The 22,501-nt window shown below is 65.1% G+C and carries 16 protein-coding genes and 1 pseudogene; 11 read left to right on the forward strand and 6 right to left on the reverse strand.

All coding sequences use genetic code 11. The features are described 5' to 3' along the window. The 3 genes from BGRAMDRAFT_RS10310 to BGRAMDRAFT_RS34485 form a co-directional block, all read right to left on the reverse strand. On the reverse strand, positions 1-309 hold a 309-nt coding region (locus BGRAMDRAFT_RS10310), incomplete at its 3' end, for a 2,3,4,5-tetrahydropyridine-2,6-carboxylate N-succinyltransferase (protein ID WP_044020788.1). A gap of 107 nt (positions 310-416) precedes the next feature. Continuing rightward, on the reverse strand, positions 417-1,634 hold the full coding sequence (gene dapC, locus BGRAMDRAFT_RS10315) for a succinyldiaminopimelate transaminase (RefSeq protein ID WP_006048662.1): 1,218 nt from the start codon (positions 1,632-1,634) through the stop codon (positions 417-419). 119 nt (positions 1,635-1,753) lie between these two features. Next, entirely contained in the window at positions 1,754-2,023 is a 270-nt protein-coding gene (locus BGRAMDRAFT_RS34485; protein WP_157140608.1) for a hypothetical protein, read from the reverse strand. Positions 2,024-2,044: 21 nt separating this feature from the next. Between BGRAMDRAFT_RS34485 and BGRAMDRAFT_RS10320 the strand changes: the two are divergent. The 5 genes and pseudogenes from BGRAMDRAFT_RS10320 to def all read left to right on the forward strand — a co-directional run bounded on the left by BGRAMDRAFT_RS10320 (position 2,045) and on the right by def (position 10,992). After that, positions 2,045-3,069, forward strand: a pseudogene (locus BGRAMDRAFT_RS10320) (DMT family transporter). Positions 3,070-3,229: 160 nt separating this feature from the next. After that, positions 3,230-6,748 carry a chromosome segregation protein SMC gene (gene smc, locus BGRAMDRAFT_RS10325; protein WP_006048664.1) on the forward strand — a complete coding sequence of 1,173 codons (3,519 nt, stop codon included), beginning with the start codon at positions 3,230-3,232 and terminating at the stop codon, positions 6,746-6,748. Positions 6,749-6,886: 138 nt separating this feature from the next. Next, positions 6,887-8,194, forward strand: a complete 1,308-nt coding sequence (locus BGRAMDRAFT_RS10330; protein ID WP_006048665.1) for a cell division protein ZipA C-terminal FtsZ-binding domain-containing protein — start codon at positions 6,887-6,889, stop codon at positions 8,192-8,194. Positions 8,195-8,380: 186 nt separating this feature from the next. Then, complete coding sequence (gene ligA / locus BGRAMDRAFT_RS10335; protein WP_006048666.1) at positions 8,381-10,462, forward strand: NAD-dependent DNA ligase LigA; 2,082 nt, start codon at positions 8,381-8,383, stop codon at positions 10,460-10,462. After that, positions 10,459-10,992, forward strand: coding sequence for a peptide deformylase (gene def / locus BGRAMDRAFT_RS10340; protein ID WP_006048667.1), 534 nt, complete (start codon positions 10,459-10,461; stop codon positions 10,990-10,992). Before ligA ends, def begins: the two co-directional genes overlap by 4 nt. A 118-nt stretch (positions 10,993-11,110) precedes the next feature. On the opposite strand, the gene BGRAMDRAFT_RS36225 is transcribed toward def, so the two are convergent. Genes BGRAMDRAFT_RS36225 through map form a run of 3 tightly spaced genes read right to left on the reverse strand, consistent with a single transcriptional unit; the run spans position 11,111 to position 16,810 of the window. Continuing rightward, complete coding sequence (locus tag BGRAMDRAFT_RS36225; protein ID WP_157140609.1) at positions 11,111-13,384, reverse strand: pseudouridine synthase; 2,274 nt, start codon at positions 13,382-13,384, stop codon at positions 11,111-11,113. 6 nt (positions 13,385-13,390) lie between these two features. Next, positions 13,391-15,970, reverse strand: coding sequence for a [protein-PII] uridylyltransferase (locus tag BGRAMDRAFT_RS10355; RefSeq protein WP_006048670.1), 2,580 nt, complete (start codon positions 15,968-15,970; stop codon positions 13,391-13,393). Positions 15,971-16,000: 30 nt separating this feature from the next. Further along, positions 16,001-16,810, reverse strand: coding sequence for a type I methionyl aminopeptidase (gene map / locus BGRAMDRAFT_RS10360; protein WP_006048671.1), 810 nt, complete (start codon positions 16,808-16,810; stop codon positions 16,001-16,003). A gap of 523 nt (positions 16,811-17,333) precedes the next feature. Between map and rpsB the strand changes: the two genes are divergently transcribed. From rpsB to BGRAMDRAFT_RS10390, 6 genes are all read left to right on the forward strand, one after another. Further along, positions 17,334-18,086 (forward strand): 30S ribosomal protein S2, encoded by a 753-nt coding sequence (gene rpsB, locus BGRAMDRAFT_RS10365; protein ID WP_006048672.1) that lies wholly within the window; start codon positions 17,334-17,336, stop codon positions 18,084-18,086. Positions 18,087-18,267: 181 nt separating this feature from the next. Then, the gene (tsf, locus tag BGRAMDRAFT_RS10370) at positions 18,268-19,149 is read left to right on the forward strand and encodes a translation elongation factor Ts (protein WP_006048673.1); all 882 of its coding nucleotides are present in this window, start codon (positions 18,268-18,270) and stop codon (positions 19,147-19,149) included. 219 nt (positions 19,150-19,368) lie between these two features. After that, positions 19,369-20,082, forward strand: a complete 714-nt coding sequence (pyrH, locus tag BGRAMDRAFT_RS10375) for a UMP kinase (RefSeq protein WP_006048674.1) — start codon at positions 19,369-19,371, stop codon at positions 20,080-20,082. Positions 20,083-20,182: 100 nt separating this feature from the next. Beyond that, positions 20,183-20,743, forward strand: a complete 561-nt coding sequence (gene frr, locus BGRAMDRAFT_RS10380) for a ribosome recycling factor (RefSeq protein ID WP_006048675.1) — start codon at positions 20,183-20,185, stop codon at positions 20,741-20,743. 152 nt (positions 20,744-20,895) lie between these two features. Next, positions 20,896-21,678 carry a polyprenyl diphosphate synthase gene (gene uppS, locus BGRAMDRAFT_RS10385; protein ID WP_006048676.1) on the forward strand — a complete coding sequence of 261 codons (783 nt, stop codon included), beginning with the start codon at positions 20,896-20,898 and terminating at the stop codon, positions 21,676-21,678. After that, positions 21,672-22,493, forward strand: coding sequence for a phosphatidate cytidylyltransferase (locus BGRAMDRAFT_RS10390; protein WP_006048677.1), 822 nt, complete (start codon positions 21,672-21,674; stop codon positions 22,491-22,493). The genes uppS and BGRAMDRAFT_RS10390 overlap by 7 nt, the downstream gene beginning before the upstream one ends. Positions 22,494-22,501: the final 8 nt, after the last annotated feature.

Genomic DNA, 22,501 nt, shown 5'->3' on the forward strand with positions numbered 1-22,501 from the left:
GCCAGCCGCGAAGTCTTCAGCGGTGTAGTTCGCGAACTTCGACGGCACCTTGTCGTAGAACTGGCTGTAGCCGCCGGCCGGCATCGGCGCATTGTCTTCCAGGCGGAACGACAGCAGCACGGCTTTCTTCAGCCATTGATTGACGACCCAGTCGCCATCTTTCTTCTCGGCGACGCGCAGCGCGCCCTTATCGAGTTGCTCGATGGCGTGGGCGACGGCTTCGCGCACGTCGGCCGGAGCGGCCTTGGGCGACAGCTCGGCGCGGTTGTCCCAGGCGGTGTCGATGATCTGCTGAAGTTGTTGCGACATATGCGTGCTTTATGAAGAGTTGAAGTCTGAAGAAGGGAGGCGGTGTGCAGTGTTCGCGCAAAGCCGGCAGCGCAAATCCGGCAAGCGCAAACGCGGCAGCACGACAGTCAGCCCGCGAGCCCGCGGCAAAAATCGACGATTCGTTGCGCGCCCTGCGTGCATTCGTCGACGTCGGCGACGAGCGCCATGCGCACGAAATTGCGGCCTGGGTTCACGCCGTGCGCGGTGCGCGCGAGGAACGAACCCGGCAGAACCGTCACATTATAGTCGGCGTAAAGACGCTGGGCGAACTCGGTATCCGACAGGCCCGTGCGCGAGACGTCCGCCCACAGATAGAACGCGGCGTCCGGCAGACGCACGTCGAGCACCTCGGCGAGCATCGGCGTGACCGTCGAAAATTTCTGCACGTATTTCCCGCGGTTCTCGCGCACATGCGCCTCGTCGTTCCAGGCCGCGATGCTCGCGCTCTGATACACGGTCGACAACGCCGCGCCGTGGTACGTGCGGTACAGCAGGAAGTCCTTGAGGATGGCGGCGTCGCCCGCGACGAAACCCGAGCGCATGCCCGGCACGTTCGAGCGCTTCGAGAGGCTCGACAGCATCACGAGCCGCTCGTAGCCGCGGCCCAATTTGTGCGCGGCTTCGAGGCCGCCGAGCGGCGGGTTGGCTTCGTCGAAGTAGATTTCGGAGTAGCACTCGTCGGAGGCGATCACGAAGCCGTGGCGGTCCGACAGCGCGAAGAGTTCGCGCCAGTCTTCGAGCGTGAGCACGGCGCCCGTCGGATTGCCAGGCGAGCACACGTACAGCAGCTGCGTGCGGGCCCAGATCGCTTCGGGCACCGCCGAGTAATCGCACGCGAAGTTGCGCGCCGGGTCGCTATTCACGAAGTATGGCTCGGCGCCCGCGAGGATCGCGGCGCCTTCGTAGATTTGGTAGAACGGGTTCGGACAGAGTACGATCGCAGGCTCGCCTTCTGCATTACGCTTCGGGTCGATGACCGTTTGCGCGAGCGCGAACAGGGCCTCGCGCGAGCCCGACACCGGCAGCACCTCAGTCGCGGGATCGACGGGCGGCAGGCTGTAGCGCTGCGTGACCCAGGTCGCGATCGACTCGCGGAGCGGCGCCGAGCCGAGCGTCGCCGGATACGCGGACAGGCCGCCGAGCGAGGCGATCACCGCGTCGCGTATCAGCGCGGGCGTCGGATGCTTGGGCTCGCCAATGCCGAAGCTGATATGCGCGAGGCTGGCGGCCGGCGTGACGTCCTTGAAAAGCGCGCGCAGCTTTTCGAACGGATAGGGCTGAAGGGAGTCGAGTAGCGGATTCACTGGGCGGATCGGGCCTGATCGAAGAAAGCGCGGAAAGAGGTGCGACGGCGCATGCGCCTCCGCTGGTGTCCTGTCGAGCCGCGCGAAGTGGCGGCGGGACGGCGGTGGCGAGCAGGGAATTATAGCGTGGCGTTGGGCGGGCTTGGGCCTGGCGCGGCGCGGACGGCGCGGGCCGTAACGCGAGCAGCAACGCAAACAACGACGAGCAGCAATACAAGCAGCAACACAAGCAACAAGACACGCAGCAAGACACGCAGCAACACCGCAGGAGCAGCAATGTACGCAGGAGCCGGGCAGACATCCAGGCAATGCAGCCGTGAAAACACCGCTGCTTTCCACACCAGCAAAACCAGCAACACCAGCAACGCCGTGGAGCGAATCGCCGCCACGCTCTCGCGGAGCCCGTCGCCATGACGAACTGGCTGCGCACAGGCTGGCCGACGCTCGCGATCATGCTGGGCGCGTCGGTGTGGGGCGTGATCTGGTATCCGTTGCGGATGCGGCGTCGCTCGGCGTCACCGGGACGGCGGCGAGCGCGCTGACGAGCGGCGCGGGTTGCCTGTTCGTGCTGCTCGTGCGTCATCGGGCCATCCGGACCGTGCGCTGGCACTGGCTGCTGCCGGCGCTTGCGCTCGCCGCGGGCATCACGAATCTCGGCTTCGTGTGGGGCTCGATCCACGGCCAGGTGATGCGCGTGCTGCTGCTCTTCTATCTGACGCCCGCGTGGACCGCGCTGTTCGCGCATTTCATCCTGCATGAGCGCCTGACCTGGCCGGGCGCGGGTCTCGCCGCGCTGTCGCTCGTCGGCGCGATGACGATGCTATGGTCGCCGCAGCTCGGCATTCCGCTGCCGGGCAACCTCGCCGAATGGGCGGGCCTCGCGGGCGGCATGGGCTTCGCGATGAGCAACGTGCTGATCCTCAAGACAAGCCGCGTGTTGCCGCAGATGAAACCGGAGATGCGCACCGCGACCATCTTCGGCGGCGCGTCGATTTTCGGCGCGTGCGCGTCGCTGTTCGAAGCGATGCCCTCGCCGCCGACGGGCGCGCATCTCGGCACCGCGGCGTGGCTCGTGCTGGGGCTCGGTTTCCTGCTGGCGTCGAACAACATGCTGGTGCAGTACGGGCTCTCGCGCGTGCCGGCCAACCGGGCGTCGATCATCATGCTGTTCGAACTGGTAGTGACGGCGCTCTCCGCATGGCTCTTCGCCGGCGAAACGCCCGGCCCGCGCGAATGGGCGGGCGGCGCGTGCATCGTGCTGGCGTCGGCGCTGTCGAGCTGGATGCATCGCCCGAAGGCCATGCCGCCCGATCCCGCCAATCAGGACACTGGCGACGCCGCCGCGGCCGACCGCGACGACAAGCACGACAACAAGCACGACAGCGCGGGCGACCAGTCCAACGACCGCAAGAACCGCCGACGCGCGATGGTATGATTGCCCCTCATTAGCCGGCGCATGCGCGACGCGCGTGCAACCGGCGCCCCAATTCCCGAGGGCTGGCAAGGACCGTAGGCCGTCTCGCCGCAGCCGCGAACGGCTCGTGCGGTCTTCGTGAGCCACCTATTATTTTTCCTTCTCAAACAGCGAAATCGCCGTGCGTCTGACCTCGATCAAACTCGCTGGATTCAAGTCATTCGTCGATCCCACGCATTTCCAGGTTCCGGGCCAGCTAGTCGGCGTGGTCGGACCGAATGGATGCGGCAAGTCCAACATCATCGACGCCGTGCGCTGGGTGCTCGGCGAATCGCGCGCCTCCGAGCTGCGCGGCGAGTCGATGCAGGACGTGATCTTCAACGGTTCGACTGCGCGCAAGCCGGGCAGCCGCGCGAGCGTCGAACTCGTGTTCGACAACGCGGACGGCCGCGCCGCCGGCCAGTGGGGCCAATATGCGGAGATTGCCGTCAAGCGCGTGCTGACGCGCGACGGCACCTCGAGCTACTACATCAACAATCTGCCGGCGCGCCGCCGCGACATCCAGGATATTTTTCTCGGCACGGGTCTCGGGCCGCGTGCGTACGCGATCATCGGGCAGGGCATGATCGCGCGCCTGATCGAGGCGAAGCCCGAAGAATTGCGCGTGTTTCTCGAAGAAGCCGCGGGCGTCTCCAAGTACAAGGAACGCCGCCGCGAGACCGAGAATCGTCTGCATGACACGCGTGAAAACCTGACGCGGGTCGAGGACATCGTCCGCGAACTGAGCACGAATCTGGAGAAGCTCGAAGCGCAGGCGGTTGTCGCCACGCGCTACAAGGAACTGCAGACCGACGGCGAGGAAAAGCAGCGTCTGTTGTGGCTGTTGCGCAAGAACGAGGCGGGCAGCGAGCAGGAACGTCAGCAGCGCGCGATCGAACAGGCGCAGATCGACCTCGAGGCGCAAACCGCCAAACTGCGTGAAGTGGAAGCGCAACTCGAGACGCTGCGCGTGGCGCACTACTCGGCGAGCGACGCGATGCAGGGCGCGCAAGGCGCGCTCTACGAGGCGAACGCCGACGTCAGCAAGCTCGAAGCCGAGATCAAGTTCATCGTCGAATCGCGCAACCGCGTGCAGGCGCAGATCGCCGCGCTCACCGCGCAGCGCGAGCAATGGCTCGCGCAAGCCGAAAAGGCGCAAGGCGATCTGGAAGACGCCGAGGAACAGCTTGCCGTCGCCGAAGAAAAAGCGGTAGTCGCCGAGGAAGAAGCCGCGGCGAAACACGACGCCATGCCCGCGCTCGAAGCGCGCTGGCGCGACGCGCAAGCGGAGCTGAACGCGGAGCGCGGCGGCATTGCGCAGACCGAACAGGCGCTCAAGCTCGAAGCCGCGCACCAGCGCAACGCCGACCAGCAATTGCAGCAGTTGCAGCAGCGTCACGAGCGGCTGAAAGCGGAAGCCGGCGGTCTCGATGCGCCCGACGAAGCGCAACTCGAAGAACTGCGCATGCAGCTCGCCGAGCACGAAGAAATTTTGCACGACGCGCAAGCGCGTCTCGCGGATGCGCAGGAAACGCTGCCGCGTCTGGACGCCGAACGGCGCGCCGCGCAAGAGCGCGTGCAGGCCGAAAGCGCGCAGATTCATCAGCTCGATGCGCGCCTCGCCGCGCTCAAGCAATTGCAGGAAAACGTGCAGACCGAAGGCAAGATCCAGCCGTGGCTCGAAAAGCACGAACTGGGTGCGTTGCCGCGTCTGTGGAAGAAGCTGCATGTCGAAGCCGGCTGGGAAGCCGCGCTCGAATCGGTGCTGCGCGAGCGGCTTGCCGCGCTCGAAGTGTCGAATCTCGACTGGGTCAAGGCGTTCGCCACCGACGCGCCGCCCGCGAAGCTGGCGTTCTACGCACCGCCCGTCGCCGGGCAGCCGGTTGCGGCGCCCGCTGGGCTGCGGCCGTTGCTGTCGCTGGTGCGGATCGACGACGCGGGCATCCGCGCCGTGCTCAACGACTGGCTCGGCCTCGCGTTCGTCGCCGACGATCTGCAGCAGGCGCTCAGCATGCGCGCGCAATTGCCCGAAGGCGGCTCGTTCGTCGTGAAGGCGGGGCACGTGGTGACGCGCGTCGGCGTGCAGTTGTATGCCGCCGATTCCGAGCAGGCCGGCATGCTGGCCCGTCAGCAGGAAATCGAAAATCTCGCGCGCCAGGTGCGCGCTCAGGCTTTGCTCGCCGACGAAGCGAAGGCCGCCGCGATCCGCGCCGAAGCCGCGCACACGCAAGCCGCGCAGGTGCTGACCGACGTGCGCCAGCAAGCCGAGCGCGCGACGCAGCGTGTGCATGCGTTGCAGCTCGACGTGCTCAAGCTCACGCAGGCGCACGAGCGCTACACGCAGCGCAGCACCCAGATTCGCGAGGAACTCGAAGAGATCAACGCGCAGATCGACGAACAGCGCGCGCTGCGTGCCGAGTCGGAAGCGAACTTCGAGCGTTACGACGGCGAACTCGCAGAATTGCAGGCGCGTTTCGAAGATCATCAACTGGCTTTCGAGGCGCTCGACGAAGAGCTGACCACGGCCCGCGGACAGGCGCGCGATCTCGACCGCGCCGCCACCGACGCGCGCTTCGCCGCGCGCAACATGGCCGCTCGCATCGACGAATTGAAGCGCAGCATTCAGGTCGCGCATGAGCAAAGCGAGCGCGTGGCGGCGTCGCTGGAAGACGCGCGCGCCGAGCTCGAAACGATCAACGAGCAGACCGCGCACACCGGCTTGCAGGACGCGCTCGACATTCGCGCGGTCAAGGAAGAGGCGTTGCACGCCGCTCGCCTCGAACTGGACGACCTGACCGCCAAGCTGCGCGCCGCCGACGAAACGCGTCTGACCGCCGAGCGCGCGCTGCAACCGCTGCGCGATCGCATCAACGAATTGCAGTTGAAGGAACAGGCCGCGCGGCTGAACGGCGAGCAGTTCGTCGAGCAACTGGCGGCAGCGGGCGTGGACGAGGCGGAACTGCAGGCCAAGCTCACGCCGGACATGAAGCCGTCGTACCTGCAGGGCGAAGTCACGCGCATCAACAACGCGATCACCGCGCTCGGTCCGGTCAACATGGCCGCGCTCGACGAACTGAAGGCGGCGACCGAGCGCAAGACGTTCCTCGACGCGCAATCGGCCGATTTGACGAGCGCGATCGAAACGCTCGAAGACGCGATCCGCAAGATCGACGCGGAAACGCGCACGCTGCTGCAAGGCACGTTCGACGAAGTGAACCGTCATTTCGGCGAACTGTTCCCGCGTCTTTTCGGCGGCGGCCAGGCGAAGCTGATCATGACCGGCGACGAAATTCTCGACGCCGGCGTGCAGGTCATGGCGCAACCGCCGGGCAAGAAGAACTCGACCATTCACCTGCTGTCCGGCGGCGAAAAAGCGCTGACCGCGACGGCGCTGGTGTTCGCGATGTTCCAGTTGAATCCCGCGCCGTTCTGTCTGCTGGACGAAGTGGACGCGCCGCTCGACGACGCCAACACCGAACGTTTCGCGAACCTCGTGCGCGCGATGTCCGACAAGACCCAGTTCCTTTTCATCTCGCACAACAAGATCGCGATGGAAATGGCGCAGCAACTGATCGGTGTGACGATGCAGGAGCAGGGCGTGTCGCGCATCGTTGCCGTCGACATGGAAACGGCTGCGGGTTTCGCCCAGAATATCGTTTGAGCTTAGGTTCGAATTCGGTTCGAATTTCGTTTGAATCATGGAAGCGCGGCCGCCCGCGTTCAGCGCTGCGGCCGCGGCTGCGCGACACGTGGAGCGGGCATCCGGCCGCGCATATAAAGAATTGCTGATGGAGCATGCATGGACGAGTTGACACTCGGTTTGATCGGCGCGGGCGCCGTGGTGGTCGGGGGCGTGGTCGTGTACAACGCGTGGCAGAGCGCCAAGGTGCGCCGCAAGATGCCGCGGCCGATGCCGGCGGACGCCGCGGAGAGTTTCGCGCGCGACGACCACGAGGAGCAGAGCCCGTTCATCGAACCGGCCCGGCCGACCACGCGCCGCGAGCCGGTGGTCGGCGCGGATACGTCTGCCGATACGGCGTCGGCACGTGTAGAGCCGACTTTCGGCGCGCCGGTGGGCGCTGCGCCGCTCGATACGCCGGCTGATATTCAGGCCGAGACGACTACGCCGAACGGTTTTACACCAGCGGGCAATGACGACGATGCCGAGCGCGGTGCGAGCGCCGGTGCTGACAAAGACGCAGCGGCAGCACAATCCGCCGACGCTTCGCGCGAGTCGGACGAGCACGTCGAGCCGATCCTGCCTGCGGCCACGACGATCTCGTCGGCGCCGCCGGCCATCGTCGATCGCCGCATCGACTGCATTGTGCCGATTCGTCTGAACGGACCGGTTGCGGGCGACAAGGTCATCCCGCTTGCGCAGCGTTTGCGCCGCGCGGGCAGCAAGCCCGTGCATATCGAAGGCAAGCTCGAAGGCGGCGCGTGGGAACTGCTGCAAAACGGCGCGCGTTACGAAGAGCTGCGCGCGGCCGCGCAGTTGGCCAACCGCAGCGGCGCGCTCAACGAACTCGAGTTTTCCGAGTTCGTGACAGGCGTGCAGCAGTTCGCCGACGCGCTCGACGCATCGCCGGAATTTCCCGACATGCTCGAAACGGTTGCGATGGCGCGCGAGCTCGACGCTTTCGCCGCGCAGTGCGACGCACAGTTGTCGATCAACGTGCTCTCCGACGGCGCGCCGTGGTCGGCCAACTATGTGCAGGCGGTCGCTTCGCAAGACGGCTTGCTGCTGTCGCGCGACGGCACGCGTTTCGTGAAGCTCGACGCGCGCCAGAGCCCGGTGTTCATGCTGCAGTTCGGCGACACCAATTTCCTGCGCGACGACCTCACGTACAAGGGCGGCCAGATGATCACGCTGGTGCTCGACGTGCCGGTCGCCGACGAAGACATCCTGCCGTTCCGGCTGATGTGCGACTACGCGAAGTCGCTGGCCGAGCGCATCGGCGGGCGAGTGGTCGACGATGGTCGCCGCCCGTTGCCCGAGACCGCGCTGCTCGCGATCGAAAAGCAGCTCATGACGCTTTACGCGAAGCTCGAGCAGGCCGGCATTCCGGCGGGCTCGCCGGCCACGCGGCGCCTCTTCAGCCAGTAACTCACCGAAGGTTTCCAGTGTTGCCGACGGCCGCGCGATGCGCGGCCGTTGTCGTTTGCAAATGACGTTGCGCTCACTTTAACGCCATTGCACGAGGCCCGAAACCTGGCCATTCGGACGATGTAAAGGGGCACGCTTTCCTGCGATAATCCAGTGTCCGATTTCACTGAAGAAGCGTCCCACAGCATGGCTCGAACTCCCGCCTCACATTCAGCCACGAGCGCTCCGGCCGAGCGCGATCCGGCTGCACGCGCCGAGTGGCTGCGCGCGGAACTCGAACGCGCCAACTACGCGTACTACGTGCTCGACCAGCCTGATCTGCCCGACGCCGAATACGACAAGCTGTTCAAGGAGCTCGAAAGCATCGAGGCGGAGCACCCGGATCTGATCGTGCCGGATTCGCCCACCCAGCGCGTGGGCGGCGAAGCGGCGAGCGGTTTCGAGCCGGTCGTCCACGATCAGCCCATGCTGTCGCTGAACAACGGTTTCGCCGACGAAGACATCATCGCGTTCGACAAGCGTGTCGGCGACGCGCTCGGCAACAATGCGAAAGAGCCGCCGGTGCCCGTCGACTACGCAACGGAGCTCAAGTTCGACGGCCTCGCCATCTCGCTACGTTACGTCGACGGCGTGTTCGTGCAGGCCGCGACTCGCGGCGACGGTGCGACGGGCGAGAACGTCACCGAAAACATCCGCACGGTCCGTTCGATTCCGCTCAGGCTCAAAGGCAAGCGCGTGCCGCACATACTCGACGTGCGCGGCGAAGTGCTGATGTTCAAGCGTGACTTCGAACGTCTGAACGAGCGTCAGCGCGCGGCGGGACACAAGGAGTTCGCCAATCCGCGCAATGCAGCCGCAGGCAGCTTGCGTCAGCTCGATCCGAAGATCACCGCGCAGCGGCCGCTGTCGTTCTTTGCCTATGGCATCGGCGTGCTCGACGGCATCGAGATGCCGGCCACGCACAGCGAACTGCTCGACTGGTACAAGGAGCTTGGCCTGCCGGTCAATTCGGAGCGCGCGGTCGTGAAGGGCGCCGAAGGTTTGCTCGCGTTTTTTCACGCGGTGGGCGAGAAGCGCGACAAGCTGCCGTACGACATCGACGGCGTGGTGTACAAGGTCAACCGGCGCGACGAGCAGGAAGCGCTGGGCTTCGTATCGCGCGCGCCGCGTTTTGCGCTTGCGCATAAATTCCCGGCGCAAGAGGCCCTTACGAAGCTCGTCGCGATCGACGTGCAGGTCGGGCGCACCGGCGCGATCACGCCGGTTGCACGGCTGGAGCCGGTGTTCGTCGGCGGAGCCACGGTGACCAATGCGACACTGCATAACGAAGACGAAGTGCGCCGCAAGGACATCCGCATCGGCGACACGGTGATCGTGCGGCGTGCCGGCGACGTGATTCCCGAAGTGGTGAGCGCGCTCATCGACCGTCGTCCGGATGACGCTCGCGAATTCGTGATGCCGACGCATTGCCCGGTGTGCGGCTCCAACATCGAACGGCTGCCGGACGAGGCGATTGCGCGCTGCACGGGCGGCCTTTTTTGTCCGGCGCAGCGCAAGCAGGCGCTGTGGCATTTCGCGCAGCGGCGCGCACTGGACATCGACGGATTGGGCGAAAAAATTATCGATCAACTCGTCGAACAGAACCTGGTGCGCACGCCCGCCGATCTGTTCAACCTCGGCTTCTCGACGCTCGCGCAACTCGACCGTTTCGCCGACAAGTCCGCGCAGAACCTGCTCGACTCGCTCGAGAAGGCGAGGCACACCACGCTCTCGCGTTTCATCTACGCACTGGGGATTCGGCATGTCGGCGAATCCACGGCAAAGGATCTGGCGAAGCACTTCGGCTCGCTGGACCCGATCATGGAGGCTTCGGTGGAGGCGCTGCTCGAAGTCAACGACGTCGGGCCGGTTGTCGCCGAATCCATTCACCAGTTTTTCGCCGAAGAGCACAACCGCACGGTGATCGAGCAACTGCGCGCGCACGGCAAGGTCACATGGCCCGAGGGCCCGCCCGCGCCGAGGGCGCCGCAAGGCGTGCTGGCCGGCAAGACCATTGTGCTGACCGGCACGTTGCCGAACCTTGCCCGCGAAGAAGCGAAGGAAATGCTGGAAGCGGCCGGCGCGAAAGTGGCGGGCTCGGTGTCGAAGAAAACAGACTATGTGGTGGCAGGGGCCGAAGCTGGCAGCAAGTTGGTGAAGGCCGAGGAACTCGGCATTCCCGTACTCGACGAAGATGGTATGCGTAAGCTCCTGGAGGGGCAGTCATGATCCGCGAAATTCTCAAGATGGGCGATCCGCGCCTGTTGCGTATTGCCGATCCGGTCGATCACTTCGACACGCCGGAATTGCATGAGCTCATTAAAGACATGTTCGAGACCATGCACGACGCGAACGGAGCAGGGCTTGCCGCGCCGCAAATCGGCGTCAATCTGCAGGTGGTGATCTTCGGCTTCGGCAGCAATGAGCGTTATCCGGACGCGCCGCCCGTGCCGGAAACCGTGCTGATCAATCCGACCATCACGCCGGTCTCGCTCGATATGGAAGAGGGCTGGGAAGGCTGCCTGTCGGTGCCGGGCTTGCGCGGCGCGGTCAGCCGCTTTTCGATGATCAAGTATCACGGCTTCGATCAGTACGGCAAACCGATCGACCGCGTTGCCGAAGGGTTCCATGCGCGCGTCGTGCAGCACGAATGCGATCACCTGATCGGCAAGCTGTATCCGATGCGAATCAACGATTTCGCGAAGTTCGGCTTTACGGAAGTGCTGTTTCCGGACCTGGACCCGAATAGCGACGATTGAGGCGGAAGTTCGGGGCGAAAGAAAAAACCCACGCGAATGCGTGGGTTCGATGAGATTGCTGGATGACTGGGACAGCCCGATCGGCTTACGCTGATCGGGCTGTTTTTTCGGACGTCTGTCAGAACGACTCGTCGGCGGCCAGGTAGCGCCACTGTCCGGGCGGCAGCGCGCCGAGCACCACGCGACCCATCCGCACGCGCTTCAGGCCGATCACTTCGAGGCCGACCAGTTCGCACATCCGGCGAATCTGGCGCTTCTTGCCCTCGCGCAGCACGAAGCGCAACTGCTCGCCGTTTTGCCAGCTGACCTGCGCGGGCTTGAGCGGGACGTCGTCGAGCGAGAGGCCGTGGCGCAGCAATTCGAGGCTTTCCGCCGGGAAGTGACTTTCGACGTCGACGGTATGCTCGCCGTAGGCGACGCGCACCAGATATTCCTTGTCGATCTCCGAATGCCCGCCGATCAGTTGCTTGGCGATGCGGCCGTCCTGCGTCAGCACCAGCAAGCCCGTTGAATCGATGTCGAGACGCCCGGCCGGCGCCAGTTGACGCAAATGCGCGACGGAAAAACGGATGTCCGAATGGTCGCCTTCCCAGCGGTTTTCCGGCGTCACGAGCGTGATGGCCGGCTGATAGCCGTCTTCCGCCTGGCCCGACACGTAGCCGACTGTCTTATGGATCAGCACGGTGACCTGGCTCGCTTGCACGGCTTCGGCGGCGGGGTCGATCTCGATCCGCTGATCGGGACGCACTTTAGTGCCCAACGTGTCGATCCGTTCGCCGTCGACGAGCACCCAGCCTTTCTCGATCCATTCGTCGGCCTCGCGGCGCGAACACAGGCCAAGCTCCGACATGAGCTTGGACAGACGCAGCGTGCCTGGCGCGTCTTCAATGTCGCGACGCGGTGTGCGCGGGGCCTGCTCGGCTTGCGCGTGACGGTCGGCCGATGCGGCGCCGCGCGGCTTGCCGGCGCGCGCGGGGCGGTCGTCGGGGCCGCGGCGTGTGGCGGATGGCTTATCGAAGCTGCGGGGGGCGCGGTCCGTGCGCTCTGTGCGAGGGGCGGAGGCGTTGCTGAAATCGCGTCGGGCGGGTGTGCGTTCGCCGCGTTCGTCACGGGGCGCGCGTGCTTCACGGTCCGGGCGGTCGCCGTAGCCGCTCTTCACGGGCTTCGCAAAGCTTCGTTCTCCACGCTCTCCGCGCTCGCCTTCAAAGCGACGCGGGGCGCTGTCGCTACGCGGTCCGCGCTCGCTGCCGAAACGCGGGCGATCGGATGCGTCGCGCTCGCGGCCCGTCGGACGCTCGCCGCGCGCACCGGCTTCCGCAGGACGGGCTGCTCCGGTGCGTGGTCCAGCAAATGGCCGGCGTTCGCCGCTGTCGCCGCGCGGCGCACGGTCTCCACCGAATTTGCGCGCGGCGCCGCCGTCGGCGTTGCCGTCAAAGCGGCGGGGCGGGCGCTCGGTGCTGTCTCCGAAACGACGGGGGGCGCGTTCCGCGCCTGCGCTGCGAGGGGCTCGGTCGGTGCCGGTGCGGTCTTCGAAGCGTCGCGGTGTGCGGTCGGCGCTGCCGGCGCGGTCGCCGACCGGTGCGCGAGGTCCGCGCTCGCTGCCACCTGCGCGATCGTCAAAGCGTCGGGGTGCGCGGTCACTGCCGCCCGCCCGATCTTCAAAACGTCGCGGTGCGCGTTCGGCGCGGTCGCCGGCCGGGGCGCGAGGTCCGCGCTCGCCGCCGCCTGCGCGATCGTCGAAGCGCCGCGGTGGGCGGTCACTGCTACCCGCGCGATCGTCGAAGCGTCGCGGTGCGCGCTCGCTGCTACCGGTGCGGTCTTCAAAACGTCGCGGTGCGCGTTCGGCGCGCTCGCCGGCCGGGGCACGAGGTCCGCGCTCACCACCACCTGCGCGACCCTCGAACCGTCGCGGCGCGCGCTCGCTGCTACCGGCGCGATCTTCAAAGCGTCGCGGCCCACGCTCAGCGCGGTCGCCGGCTGGGGCACGCGGTGCGCGCTCGCCGCCACCGGCCCGATCCTCAAACCGTCGCGGCGCTCGCTCGCCACCGCGCTCACTGCTTCCATCAAAACGCCGTGCAGGCGCACCGCTCGTACCTTCACGACGCGGCGGCCGGTCGGACCCGCCGCGCCGCGCGCCAGCCGCGCCGCCAGCGCCACGCTCACGCGCGAACCCACCTTCCTCGCGAGGAGCACGCGGCGCGCGTGCGCCAGCCGAACGTTTCCCGCCCGCCGACGCCCCCGCGCCTTCGCCGCGCGCCTCGCCCGGGCCGGACGTCGACGGTTTGGGTCCCGCCGGCCGTGTCGGCTTGCGCGCCGACGTGCTGCCGCTACGGACAGGGGCGCGTTCGGACGAAGCCGGCCGCGGGTGTTTGGCTGTTAATTTGACTCGCATGAAATCTCACACTGCGATCGCGCGCAGCAGTTCCGTCTCGACCTGAATTTGCAGGCGGTTGTCCGACAGACCGTGCCCATCCAGCAGGAATACGTCCTCGACGCGTTCGCCGAGCGTATTGATCCGTGCCGACGCGACGCCGACACGATGTTCGGCGAGCACGCGCGCGATCGAATAAAGAAGGCCTGGCCGGTCGTTCGCCGACACGGACAGGATGTAGTATTGGCCGCGATCGTCGGCCCGAAGATCGACGCGCGGCGTAACAGGGAAAGTCCGCGACAGCCGCGACAAGCGGCCCTTCGACGGGCCCGGAAGCCAGGTGCCGTCGCCGGTGAGGCGCGCGGTCAGTTCCTGTTCGACGAGATTGGCAATGTCGCGATAATGCACGTCTTCTTCGGTATGCGCGACGAGGAAATTATCGAGTGCATAGCCGTGACGCGTCGTGCTGACGCGCGCATCCAGCACCGACAGGCCATTGCGGTCGAAATACGCGCAAATGCCGGCGAACAGATCCGGCTGGTCCTTCACGTACACGAGCACCTGAAGCGCTTCGCCGATCGGCGACGGGCGAGCCCGGACGATCGGCGTCGGCGTCTCGACGTAACGGTAGAGCACACGCGTTTGCCAAGCGATGTCGGCCGCGTCGTGACGCAGGAAATAGCCGACGTCGAGCTTGTCCCACAGCGCCTTCTGCGCGCCTTCGGGCACCGTTTCGAGACGCAAGAGCGCAAGCGCCTCTTCCTGACGCGACTCCAGTTCCGAATGCGCGTCCGGCCGCGCGCCGCCAAGCACGGCGAGCGTCGCGCGATACAGGTCCTCGAGCAGCTTGCCCTTCCACGTGTTCCAGACTTTCGGGCTGGTTCCGCGGATGTCGGCCACCGTCAGCAGGTACAGCGCGGTCAGGCGGCGCTCGGTGCCGACCAGTTCCGCGAATCGCTTGATGACCTCGGGATCGCTCGTGTCCTGCTTTTGCGCGACCTGGCTCATGGTCAGATGCTGCTGGACGAGCCAGACGACCAGTTCGCCGTCGTCGCCCTCGATGCCGTGATTGCGGCAGAAGCGCCGCGCGTCGGCCATGCCGAGCGTGGAATGGTCGCCGCCGCGGCCTTTCGCAATGTCGTGAAAGAGCGCCGCGACGTACAGTACCCACGGCCGGTCGAAGCTGACGATCAACTGGCTGCAGAACGGATATTCATGCGCGTGTTCGGCCACGGCGAAGCGCCGCAGATTGCGCAGCACCATCAGAATGTGCTGATCGACCGTGTAGACGTGATACAGGTCGTGCTGCATCTGTCCGACGATGCGCCGGAAATTCAGCAGATATCGCCCTAGCACGCTGGTCTGGTTCATCAGGCGCAACGCGTGCGTGATGCCGGCCGGCTGCTTCAGGATGTCCATGAAAAGACGCCGGTTTTCCGGATCGCGGCGCCAGTGCTGGTCCATCACCTCGCGCGCGTTGTAGATGGCGCGCAGCGTACGCGCCGACAGGCCTTTCACGCCCGGCGTCTGCTCGTACAGCAGGAAGGCTTCGAGAATCGCGTTCGGCTCGCGCTGGAACAGGTCGTCGCTGGCGATTTCGAGCATGCCCTGTTTTTCGACGAAACGATCGGACAGCACCCGCGTAATGCCGCTCGTGCTGGGAAAAAGCTGAGCCTCGATGTTCTGGATCAGAATTGTCGCGAGTTGCGTGACCGCCTTCGCCGCCCAGTAATAGCGGCGCATCAGCTGTTCGCTCGCGCGCTTGGTGGCGGTCGGCTTGTAGCCGAAGCTCTCGGCCACCGGCGTTTGCAGATCGAACACCAGAATGTCCTGGCGACGGCCGGCAGTGACGTGCACCCGCGCCCGCAGCGACTTGAGGAAGCCCTCGTTGCGCCGCAGTTCCTGCGCTTCGCGCTCGGTGATGAGTCCGCGCGCCTCGAGTTCGCGCCAGCTACTGCCGAAGCCGGCCGCCTGGGTCACCCACAGAATTAGCTGAAGATCGCGCAGACCGCCGGGGCTTTCCTTGATGTTCGGCTCGAGCGCGTAAGGCGTGTCCTGGAACTTGGCGTGGCGCTGGCGCATTTCCAGCACTTTCGCCTGGAAAAACGCTTTCGGATCGAGCGCCTCGCGATAGCGCTTCGCGAAGTCGTCGAACAGGGCCGCGCTGCCGGTAATGCGCCGCGCTTCGAGCAGCGACGTGCGCACGGTGACGTCGTTAGCGGCTTCTTCCAGACACTGCGAGACGCTGCGTACGCTGCTGCCCAGCTCGAGCCCGAGATCCCACGCGAGGCTGATGAAACGCTCGATGCGCGCTTCCAGATGCTCGAGCGGCGCGTCCGGCAGCAGCACCAGAATGTCGATGTCGGAATGCGGAGCCAGTTCGCCGCGACCGAATCCGCCGACGGCGACGAGCGCCAGCTCGGCCGGCAGTTCGCAGGTGTTCCAGGCGGCGCGCAGGGAGTCGTCGGTGGTACGCGAGAGCGCCGCCATCAATCCTTCTACGTTGGTGGCGGTCCTGAAGCGTTCCAGCAACTGGGCTTTGGCCACTTTGTAGTCCGCCTTGAGCGACGTGGCGTGGGATCGGGCGACGGCTGGAACACTACTCATGGGCGGCTGGCGGTGAAAAGGCGGGATCGGTCAGGCCGTGGCGGCGATCACCGGCGGGCGCGCGGGCGTGCCGGCGGACACGGTCAGCACGTCATAACCGGTTTCCGTCACGAGCACCGTGTGTTCCCATTGCGCCGACAGACTGCGGTCCTTCGTCTTGACGGTCCACTGGTCCGGCATGGTGCGGATGTCGCGGCGGCCGGCGTTGATCATCGGCTCGATCGTGAAGATCATGCCGGCTTGCAGTTCGAGCCCGGTGCCGGGGCGGCCGTAGTGCAGAATCTGCGGGTCTTCGTGAAACACCGTGCCGATGCCGTGGCCGCAATATTCGCGCACCACGCTGTAGCCTTGCGCCTCGGCGTGCTTCTGGATCGCATAGCCGATGTCGCCCAGATGCGCGCCGGGGCGCACCTGGTCAATGCCGAGCCACATGCACTCGAAGGTGGTCTGAACCAGCCGCTTCGCGAGAATCGAGCCCTCGCCGACGATGAACATGCGGCTCGTGTCGCCGAAGTAACCTTCCTTGATCACCGTGATGTCGATGTTCAGCGCGTCGCCGTTCTTCAGCGTCTTGTCGCCGGGAATGCCGTGGCAGATCACGTCGTTCACCGAGATGCAGGTGGCCTTGGGGTAGGGCGGATAGCCGGGCGGCTGATAATTCAGCGGCGCGGGCACGGTGCCCTGTTCCTTGAGCATATATTCGTGACACAGGCGGTCGAGTTCGCCGGTCGTGACGCCGGCCGTGACGAACGGCGTGATGTAGTCGAGCACTTCGCTCGCAAGTTTGCAGGCGACGCGCATTTGCGCGATGTCGTGTTCGTTTTTGAGCGTGATAGCCATGAGTCGGGCCTGAAATGCGATTTATTCCGGGATTATCGCACCATATTCCCCGTGCCGCAGTCTTTTGGCGGGGTTTCGGCGCCTGTAACGATAGAGCGGAGGGCTTTGCGGTTCACGGCTGGAAGACGACGCGCGAGGCGGCCAGCCAGGCGCCGGGTGCAACCGGAGCCCGCGCGAAGGAGCCACCCGGCAGGTTGAGTCGGCCGATAGTCGCATGCTATAATGTTTGGCTAAGTCGATCCTTTTCCTGTCCTGGTGGCTTCTTGTCATCGTTCAGACCGACTCCGGGCTGATTATGGTGGCAGCAGGCTGGTGGCAGCAGGCCAGCAACCAATCAACCAACGGCAGATCGAGGTGAAGCTTCCCGTGGCGCTTGTCGCCCGAGCCACGGGTGAGAGCAGTATCAAGGCGGCAGACTCGCAAGCCGGCGCACCCAGGGTGTTCGCGGCGCTCAGCCAGACAAGACATGGCGGCGCGGCGGATACGGCAGCCGGCTTAAGACCCAACCCTCGCGGAGATTTTCATGGCAGTTACCATGCGTCAAATGCTGGAAGCCGGTGTCCACTTCGGTCACCAAACGCGCTTCTGGAACCCGAAGATGGCCCCCTTCATTTTCGGCCATCGCAACAAGATTCACATCATCAACCTCGAAAAGACGCTGCCGATGTACAACGACGCGCTGAAGTACGCGCGTCAACTGGCAGCCAATCGCGGCACCATCCTGTTCGTCGGCACGAAGCGTCAGTCGCGTGACACGATCGCCCAGGAAGCTCAGCGCGCCGGCATGCCTTATGTCAACGCACGCTGGCTCGGCGGCATGCTGACCAACTTCAAGACGCTGAAGGTTTCGATCAAGCGCCTGAAGGACATGGAAGCAGCGCTGGAAGCAGGCGAAACCGAACGCATGAGCAAGAAGGAAGCGCTGCTGTTCGAACGCGAAATGGCCAAGCTGCAGAAGTCGATCGGCGGCGTGAAGGACATGGGCGGCATTCCGGACGCGATTTTCGTGGTCGACGTCGGCTACCACAAGATTGCCGTCACCGAAGCGAACAAGCTCGGCGTGCCGGTCATCGCAGTGGTCGATACGAACCACTCGCCGGAAGGCATCGACTACGTGATCCCGGGTAACGACGACGCCAGCAAGGCCGTCGCTCTGTACGCGGCCGGCGTGGCTGACGCGATCCTCGAAGGCCGTGCCAACGCGGTCAACGAAGTGGTGCAGGCTGCACGCGGCGACGACGGCGACGAGTTCGTCGAGGTCAACGCGGAAGCGTAAAGCTGCCCCGTGTCCGGCAAAAAAGGGGGCTTTCTACAGGCCCCCTTTTTTTAAGCCGCGACGCTGTAGCAAGGCGTTATCCGTAAAAAATTCGCATAACGCTGAAACGAATTCTTGCCGCCGGTATCGAAGTGCGGGCGGCGTGTGACACGGAACACAGACGGAACTCAAGGAGCAAATGATGGCGGCAATTACCGCAAGCATGGTTGCAGAACTGCGCGCAAAGACCGACGCGCCGATGATGGAATGCAAGAAGGCGCTGACGGAAGCCGACGGCGACATGGCGCGCGCCGAAGAGTTGCTGCGCGTGAAGCTGGGCAACAAGGCCAGCAAGGCGGCATCGCGCGTCACGGCTGAAGGCGTGGTCGCATCGTTCATCGGCGGCAATGCAGGTTCGCTGGTCGAGCTGAACTGCGAAACCGACTTCGTTTCGAAGAACGACGACTTCCTGGCTTTCTCGAAGAAGATCGCCGAACTGGTCGCCACGCAAAACCCGGCCGACGTCGCCGCGCTGTCCGCTCTGCCGCTCGACGGCCAGACCGTCGACGCAGTGCGCCTCGCGCTGGTCGGCAAGATCGGTGAAAACCTGTCGATCCGCCGTTTCGTGCGCTTCGAGACGTCGAACAAGCTGGCAGCGTACCTGCACGGCACGCGCATCGGCGTGCTGGTCGAGTACACCGGCGCGGACGAGCAGGTCGGCAAGGACGTGGCCATGCACATCGCCGCGATGAAGCCGGTCTCGCTGTCGTCGGACGACGTGCCGGCGGACCTGATCGCCAAGGAACGCAGCATCGCCGAGCAGAAGGCCGCCGAATCGGGCAAGCCGGCTGAAATCGTCGCGAAGATGGTGGAAGGCAGCGTGCAGAAGTACCTGAAGGAAGTGTCGCTGCTGAACCAGACGTTCGTTAAGAACGACAAGCAGACGATCGAACAGATGCTGAAGGCGGGCAACGCGAGCGTCCAGAAGTTTGCGCTCTTCGTGGTCGGCGAAGGCATCGAGAAGAAGCAGGACGACTTCGCCGCTGAAGTTGCCGCTCAAGTGGCTGCTGCAAAGCAACAATAAGCATCGCGAGTCTCAGCTAGTACCGTTGTACCCGCGGCGCAGCAAGACTGTGCCGCGGTCGGCAGCGCCGCAAGGCTGCGCGCGGGTTGATCCTCGCCGCGCGGCCGCCGCCGGTGGACCTTCCGGGTTCATCAATTTGGCGGCGCTTGCCCGAATCGGCGTTTCACCCCTACATTAGTCCCTTGTTGTTGCCCTGTTCTGCGCGATCTGGATACCCCTATGCCCACTGCCTACAAACGCGTCCTGCTCAAACTCTCCGGTGAAGCTCTGATGGGCGACGATGCCTTCGGCATCAATCGCGCGACCATCGAACGAATGGTGGCGGACGTGGCCGAAGTGGTCCGTCTTGGAACGCAGTTGGCGGTAGTGATCGGCGGCGGCAATATCTTCCGCGGCGTCGCGGGCGGCGCGGCCGGCATGGATCGCGCCACGGCCGACTACATGGGCATGCTGGCCACCATGATGAACGCGCTGGCGCTGCAAGACGCCATGCGTCACGCCGGCATCGAGGCGCGTGTGCAATCCGCGCTGCGCATGGACCAGGTCGTCGAGCCGTACATCCGTCCGCGCGCGATTCGCCAGCTCGAAGAAGGCAAAGTCGTGATTTTCGCGGCCGGCACCGGCAACCCGTTCTTCACGACCGACACGGCCGCCGCGCTGCGCGGCTCGGAAATCGGCGCCGAAGTCGTGTTGAAAGCCACCAAGGTGGACGGCGTCTACTCAGCCGACCCGAAGAAAGATCCGAGCGCGACGCGCTACACCACGATCAGCTTCGACGAGGCAATCGGCCGCAACCTGCAGGTCATGGACGCCACGGCGTTCGCGCTGTGCCGCGACCAGAAGCTGCCGATCCGCGTTTTTTCGATCGTCAAGCCGGGCGCATTGAAGCGCATCGTGCTCGGCGAGGACGAGGGCACCCTCGTCCACGTGTAAACTCTCGTTCACATAACGTGGGCTTTGACGCGAGCCCGGGCCGCCGCATATCGCGCGTGCTGGCCGGCTCGCACCGTTTTGAAGGTTCGGAGGTTTTAAAATGTCTGTGGCTGATATCAGGAAGGGCGCTGAACAAAAGATGCAGCGTTCCATCGACGCGTTCAAGAACGATCTGTCGAAAATCCGTACGGGCCGTGCGCACACGGGCCTGCTCGATCACATCCAGTGCGATTACTACGGCTCGCCGGTGCCTATCTCGCAGGTCGCGAACCTGACGCTGATCGACGCACGCACGATCGGCGTGCAGCCGTGGGAAAAGAAGATGGTCCCGGTCGTCGAAAAGGCGATCCGCGAGTCGGATCTCGGCCTGAACCCGGCTACCCAGGGCGACGTGATCCGCGTGCCGATGCCCGCGCTGACCGAAGAACGACGCCGCGAATTGACGAAAGTCGTCAAGAGCGAAGCCGAAACGGCCAAGGTCGCCGTGCGCAATCTGCGCCGCGACGCGAACGAGCAACTGAAGAAGCTCGTTAAAGACAAGGAAATTTCGGAAGACGACGAACGCCGCGCTGGTGACGACGTTCAGAAGCTGACGGACAAATTCGTCGCTGAGATCGACAAGCTTGTTGTGACCAAAGAAGCAGAGATCATGACGGTATGAGGCTGCGAGGCTCCGAACAGAACGCCGGCTCGCTTCGGCGTTACTGTCTGTGCGGAGCTCGCGCGAAGTCCGAGTCGTGAAGCGCCAGGTCTGGGAGCACTCACACTTTCAGGATTTTTACTTCTTCATTTGCAGTTATTGTCCCGACGGCCATGACCTACACCAGTTCAACCGTGCGCGTGCCTGATGTCGCCGCGGTGCCGCGACACATCGCGATCATCATGGACGGCAACGGCCGTTGGGCCACCCAGCGCCGCTTGCCGCGCGTGGCCGGTCATACGCGCGGCGTCGACGCGGTGCGCGCAGCCGTCGAGGCGTGCGCCCGCCAGGGCGTCGAATATCTGACGCTGTTCGCTTTCAGCTCCGAAAACTGGCGCCGTCCGAACGACGAAGTGTCGTTCCTGATGCGCCTTTTCGTCACGGCGCTGGAGCGCGAAATCGGCAAGCTGCACGCAAACGGCATCCGTTTGCGCGTGGTCGGCGATCTCGAACGTTTCGATGCACGCATCCGCGACCTGATCAAACGGGCGGAAACCAAGACCGCGCGCAATTCCCGCCTCACGCTGACCATCGCCGCCAATTACGGCGGCCGCTGGGACATCATGCAGGCGACCCGCAAGCTCGTGGAACAGGCCGCGCTCGCCGGCAAGCCGGTCGAGGTGAACGAGGATTCGTTCGCCGAGCATCTGTCCATGGCCTATGCGCCTGAGCCCGACCTCTTCATCCGCACGGGCGGCGAGCGGCGCGTCAGCAATTTCCTGCTTTGGCAACTCGCCTACACCGAGTTCTATTTCACCGACACTTTCTGGCCGGATTTCGACGCCGACGCGCTCGGCCGCGCCATCGCCTCATACGGCGAGCGTGAGCGCCGTTTCGGACGCACCAGCGCTCAGCTCGAGCCGCAATCGCAAAACGTCGATTCGCTTCCATGCTAAAAACCCGTGTCATCACGGCGATTATGCTTCTGGCGGTGTTCCTGCCCGTCACGTTGTTCGCGCCGGTCGGCGCGTTCGGCGCGCTGATCGCTTTCGTCGTCGTGTTCGCCGCATGGGAATGGGCCCGCCTGCTGAAGCTCGGCGGCGCCGGCCCGGTGATCTACGCGCTCGTCGCGGCGGTCGCGCTCGTGGCCAGCACGCGGCTTGGCATCGGCGTGGACAGCGCGCAGCCGTTTTACAAGGCGGCCGCCATTTTCTGGGTGATCGCCGGCCCGTTCGTGCTGCTGCGCAAGCCGACGCTCGCGCAAGGCGCCTGGCGCAGCTTTCTGCTGCTTGCCGGGATTGTGATATTCGTCGCCTGCTGGCATGCTCTCGTCGCCGCGCGCATGCAAGGCGTGCCGTTCGTGCTGTCGCTGCTGCTATTGGTATGGCTCGCGGATATCGGCGCATACTTCTCGGGTAAGGCGTTCGGCAAGCACAAGCTCGCGCCCGCCATCAGTCCCGGCAAGACGTGGGAGGGCGCGATCGGCGGCTGGCTCGCGGTGATGATCGTCGCGGTGGCGGCGGTCCTTTCGCATGCGTTCGAGCCGACCCTGTATTCTGAGCTGTGGGCGCATTGGGGCGCCCCGCGCGCGCTGCTTGCCCTGACGCTGCTGGTGGCGTTCAGCGTGGTGGGCGACCTTTTTGAATCCATGATGAAACGCCAGGCCGGCGTGAAAGATTCGAGCGGCCTGTTGCCGGGGCACGGAGGCGTGCTCGACCGCATCGACGCATTGTTGCCGGTGCTGCCGCTTGCCATGCTGCTGCTCGGCTAGAGAAAGAG

This window comes from Paraburkholderia graminis C4D1M, from assembly GCF_000172415.1.
Lineage (GTDB): Bacteria > Pseudomonadota > Gammaproteobacteria > Burkholderiales > Burkholderiaceae > Paraburkholderia > Paraburkholderia graminis.

What these genes read in the sequence shown, in the direction of transcription:
- BGRAMDRAFT_RS10330 (WP_006048665.1), top strand. Translation starts at nt 6,887, where the DNA reads ATGGACGAGTTGACACTCGGTTTGATCGGCGCGGGCGCCGTGGTGGTC.
- ligA (WP_006048666.1), top strand. Translation starts at nt 8,381, where the DNA reads ATGGCTCGAACTCCCGCCTCACATTCAGCCACGAGCGCTCCGGCCGAG.
- def (WP_006048667.1), top strand. Translation starts at nt 10,459, where the DNA reads ATGATCCGCGAAATTCTCAAGATGGGCGATCCGCGCCTGTTGCGTATT.
- BGRAMDRAFT_RS36225 (WP_157140609.1), bottom strand. Translation starts at nt 13,384, where the DNA reads ATGCGAGTCAAATTAACAGCCAAACACCCGCGGCCGGCTTCGTCCGAA.
- BGRAMDRAFT_RS10355 (WP_006048670.1), bottom strand. Translation starts at nt 15,970, where the DNA reads ATGAGTAGTGTTCCAGCCGTCGCCCGATCCCACGCCACGTCGCTCAAG.
- map (WP_006048671.1), bottom strand. Translation starts at nt 16,810, where the DNA reads ATGGCTATCACGCTCAAAAACGAACACGACATCGCGCAAATGCGCGTC.
- rpsB (WP_006048672.1), top strand. Translation starts at nt 17,334, where the DNA reads ATGGCAGTTACCATGCGTCAAATGCTGGAAGCCGGTGTCCACTTCGGT.
- tsf (WP_006048673.1), top strand. Translation starts at nt 18,268, where the DNA reads ATGGCGGCAATTACCGCAAGCATGGTTGCAGAACTGCGCGCAAAGACC.
- pyrH (WP_006048674.1), top strand. Translation starts at nt 19,369, where the DNA reads ATGCCCACTGCCTACAAACGCGTCCTGCTCAAACTCTCCGGTGAAGCT.
- frr (WP_006048675.1), top strand. Translation starts at nt 20,183, where the DNA reads ATGTCTGTGGCTGATATCAGGAAGGGCGCTGAACAAAAGATGCAGCGT.
- uppS (WP_006048676.1), top strand. Translation starts at nt 20,896, where the DNA reads ATGACCTACACCAGTTCAACCGTGCGCGTGCCTGATGTCGCCGCGGTG.
- BGRAMDRAFT_RS10390 (WP_006048677.1), top strand. Translation starts at nt 21,672, where the DNA reads ATGCTAAAAACCCGTGTCATCACGGCGATTATGCTTCTGGCGGTGTTC.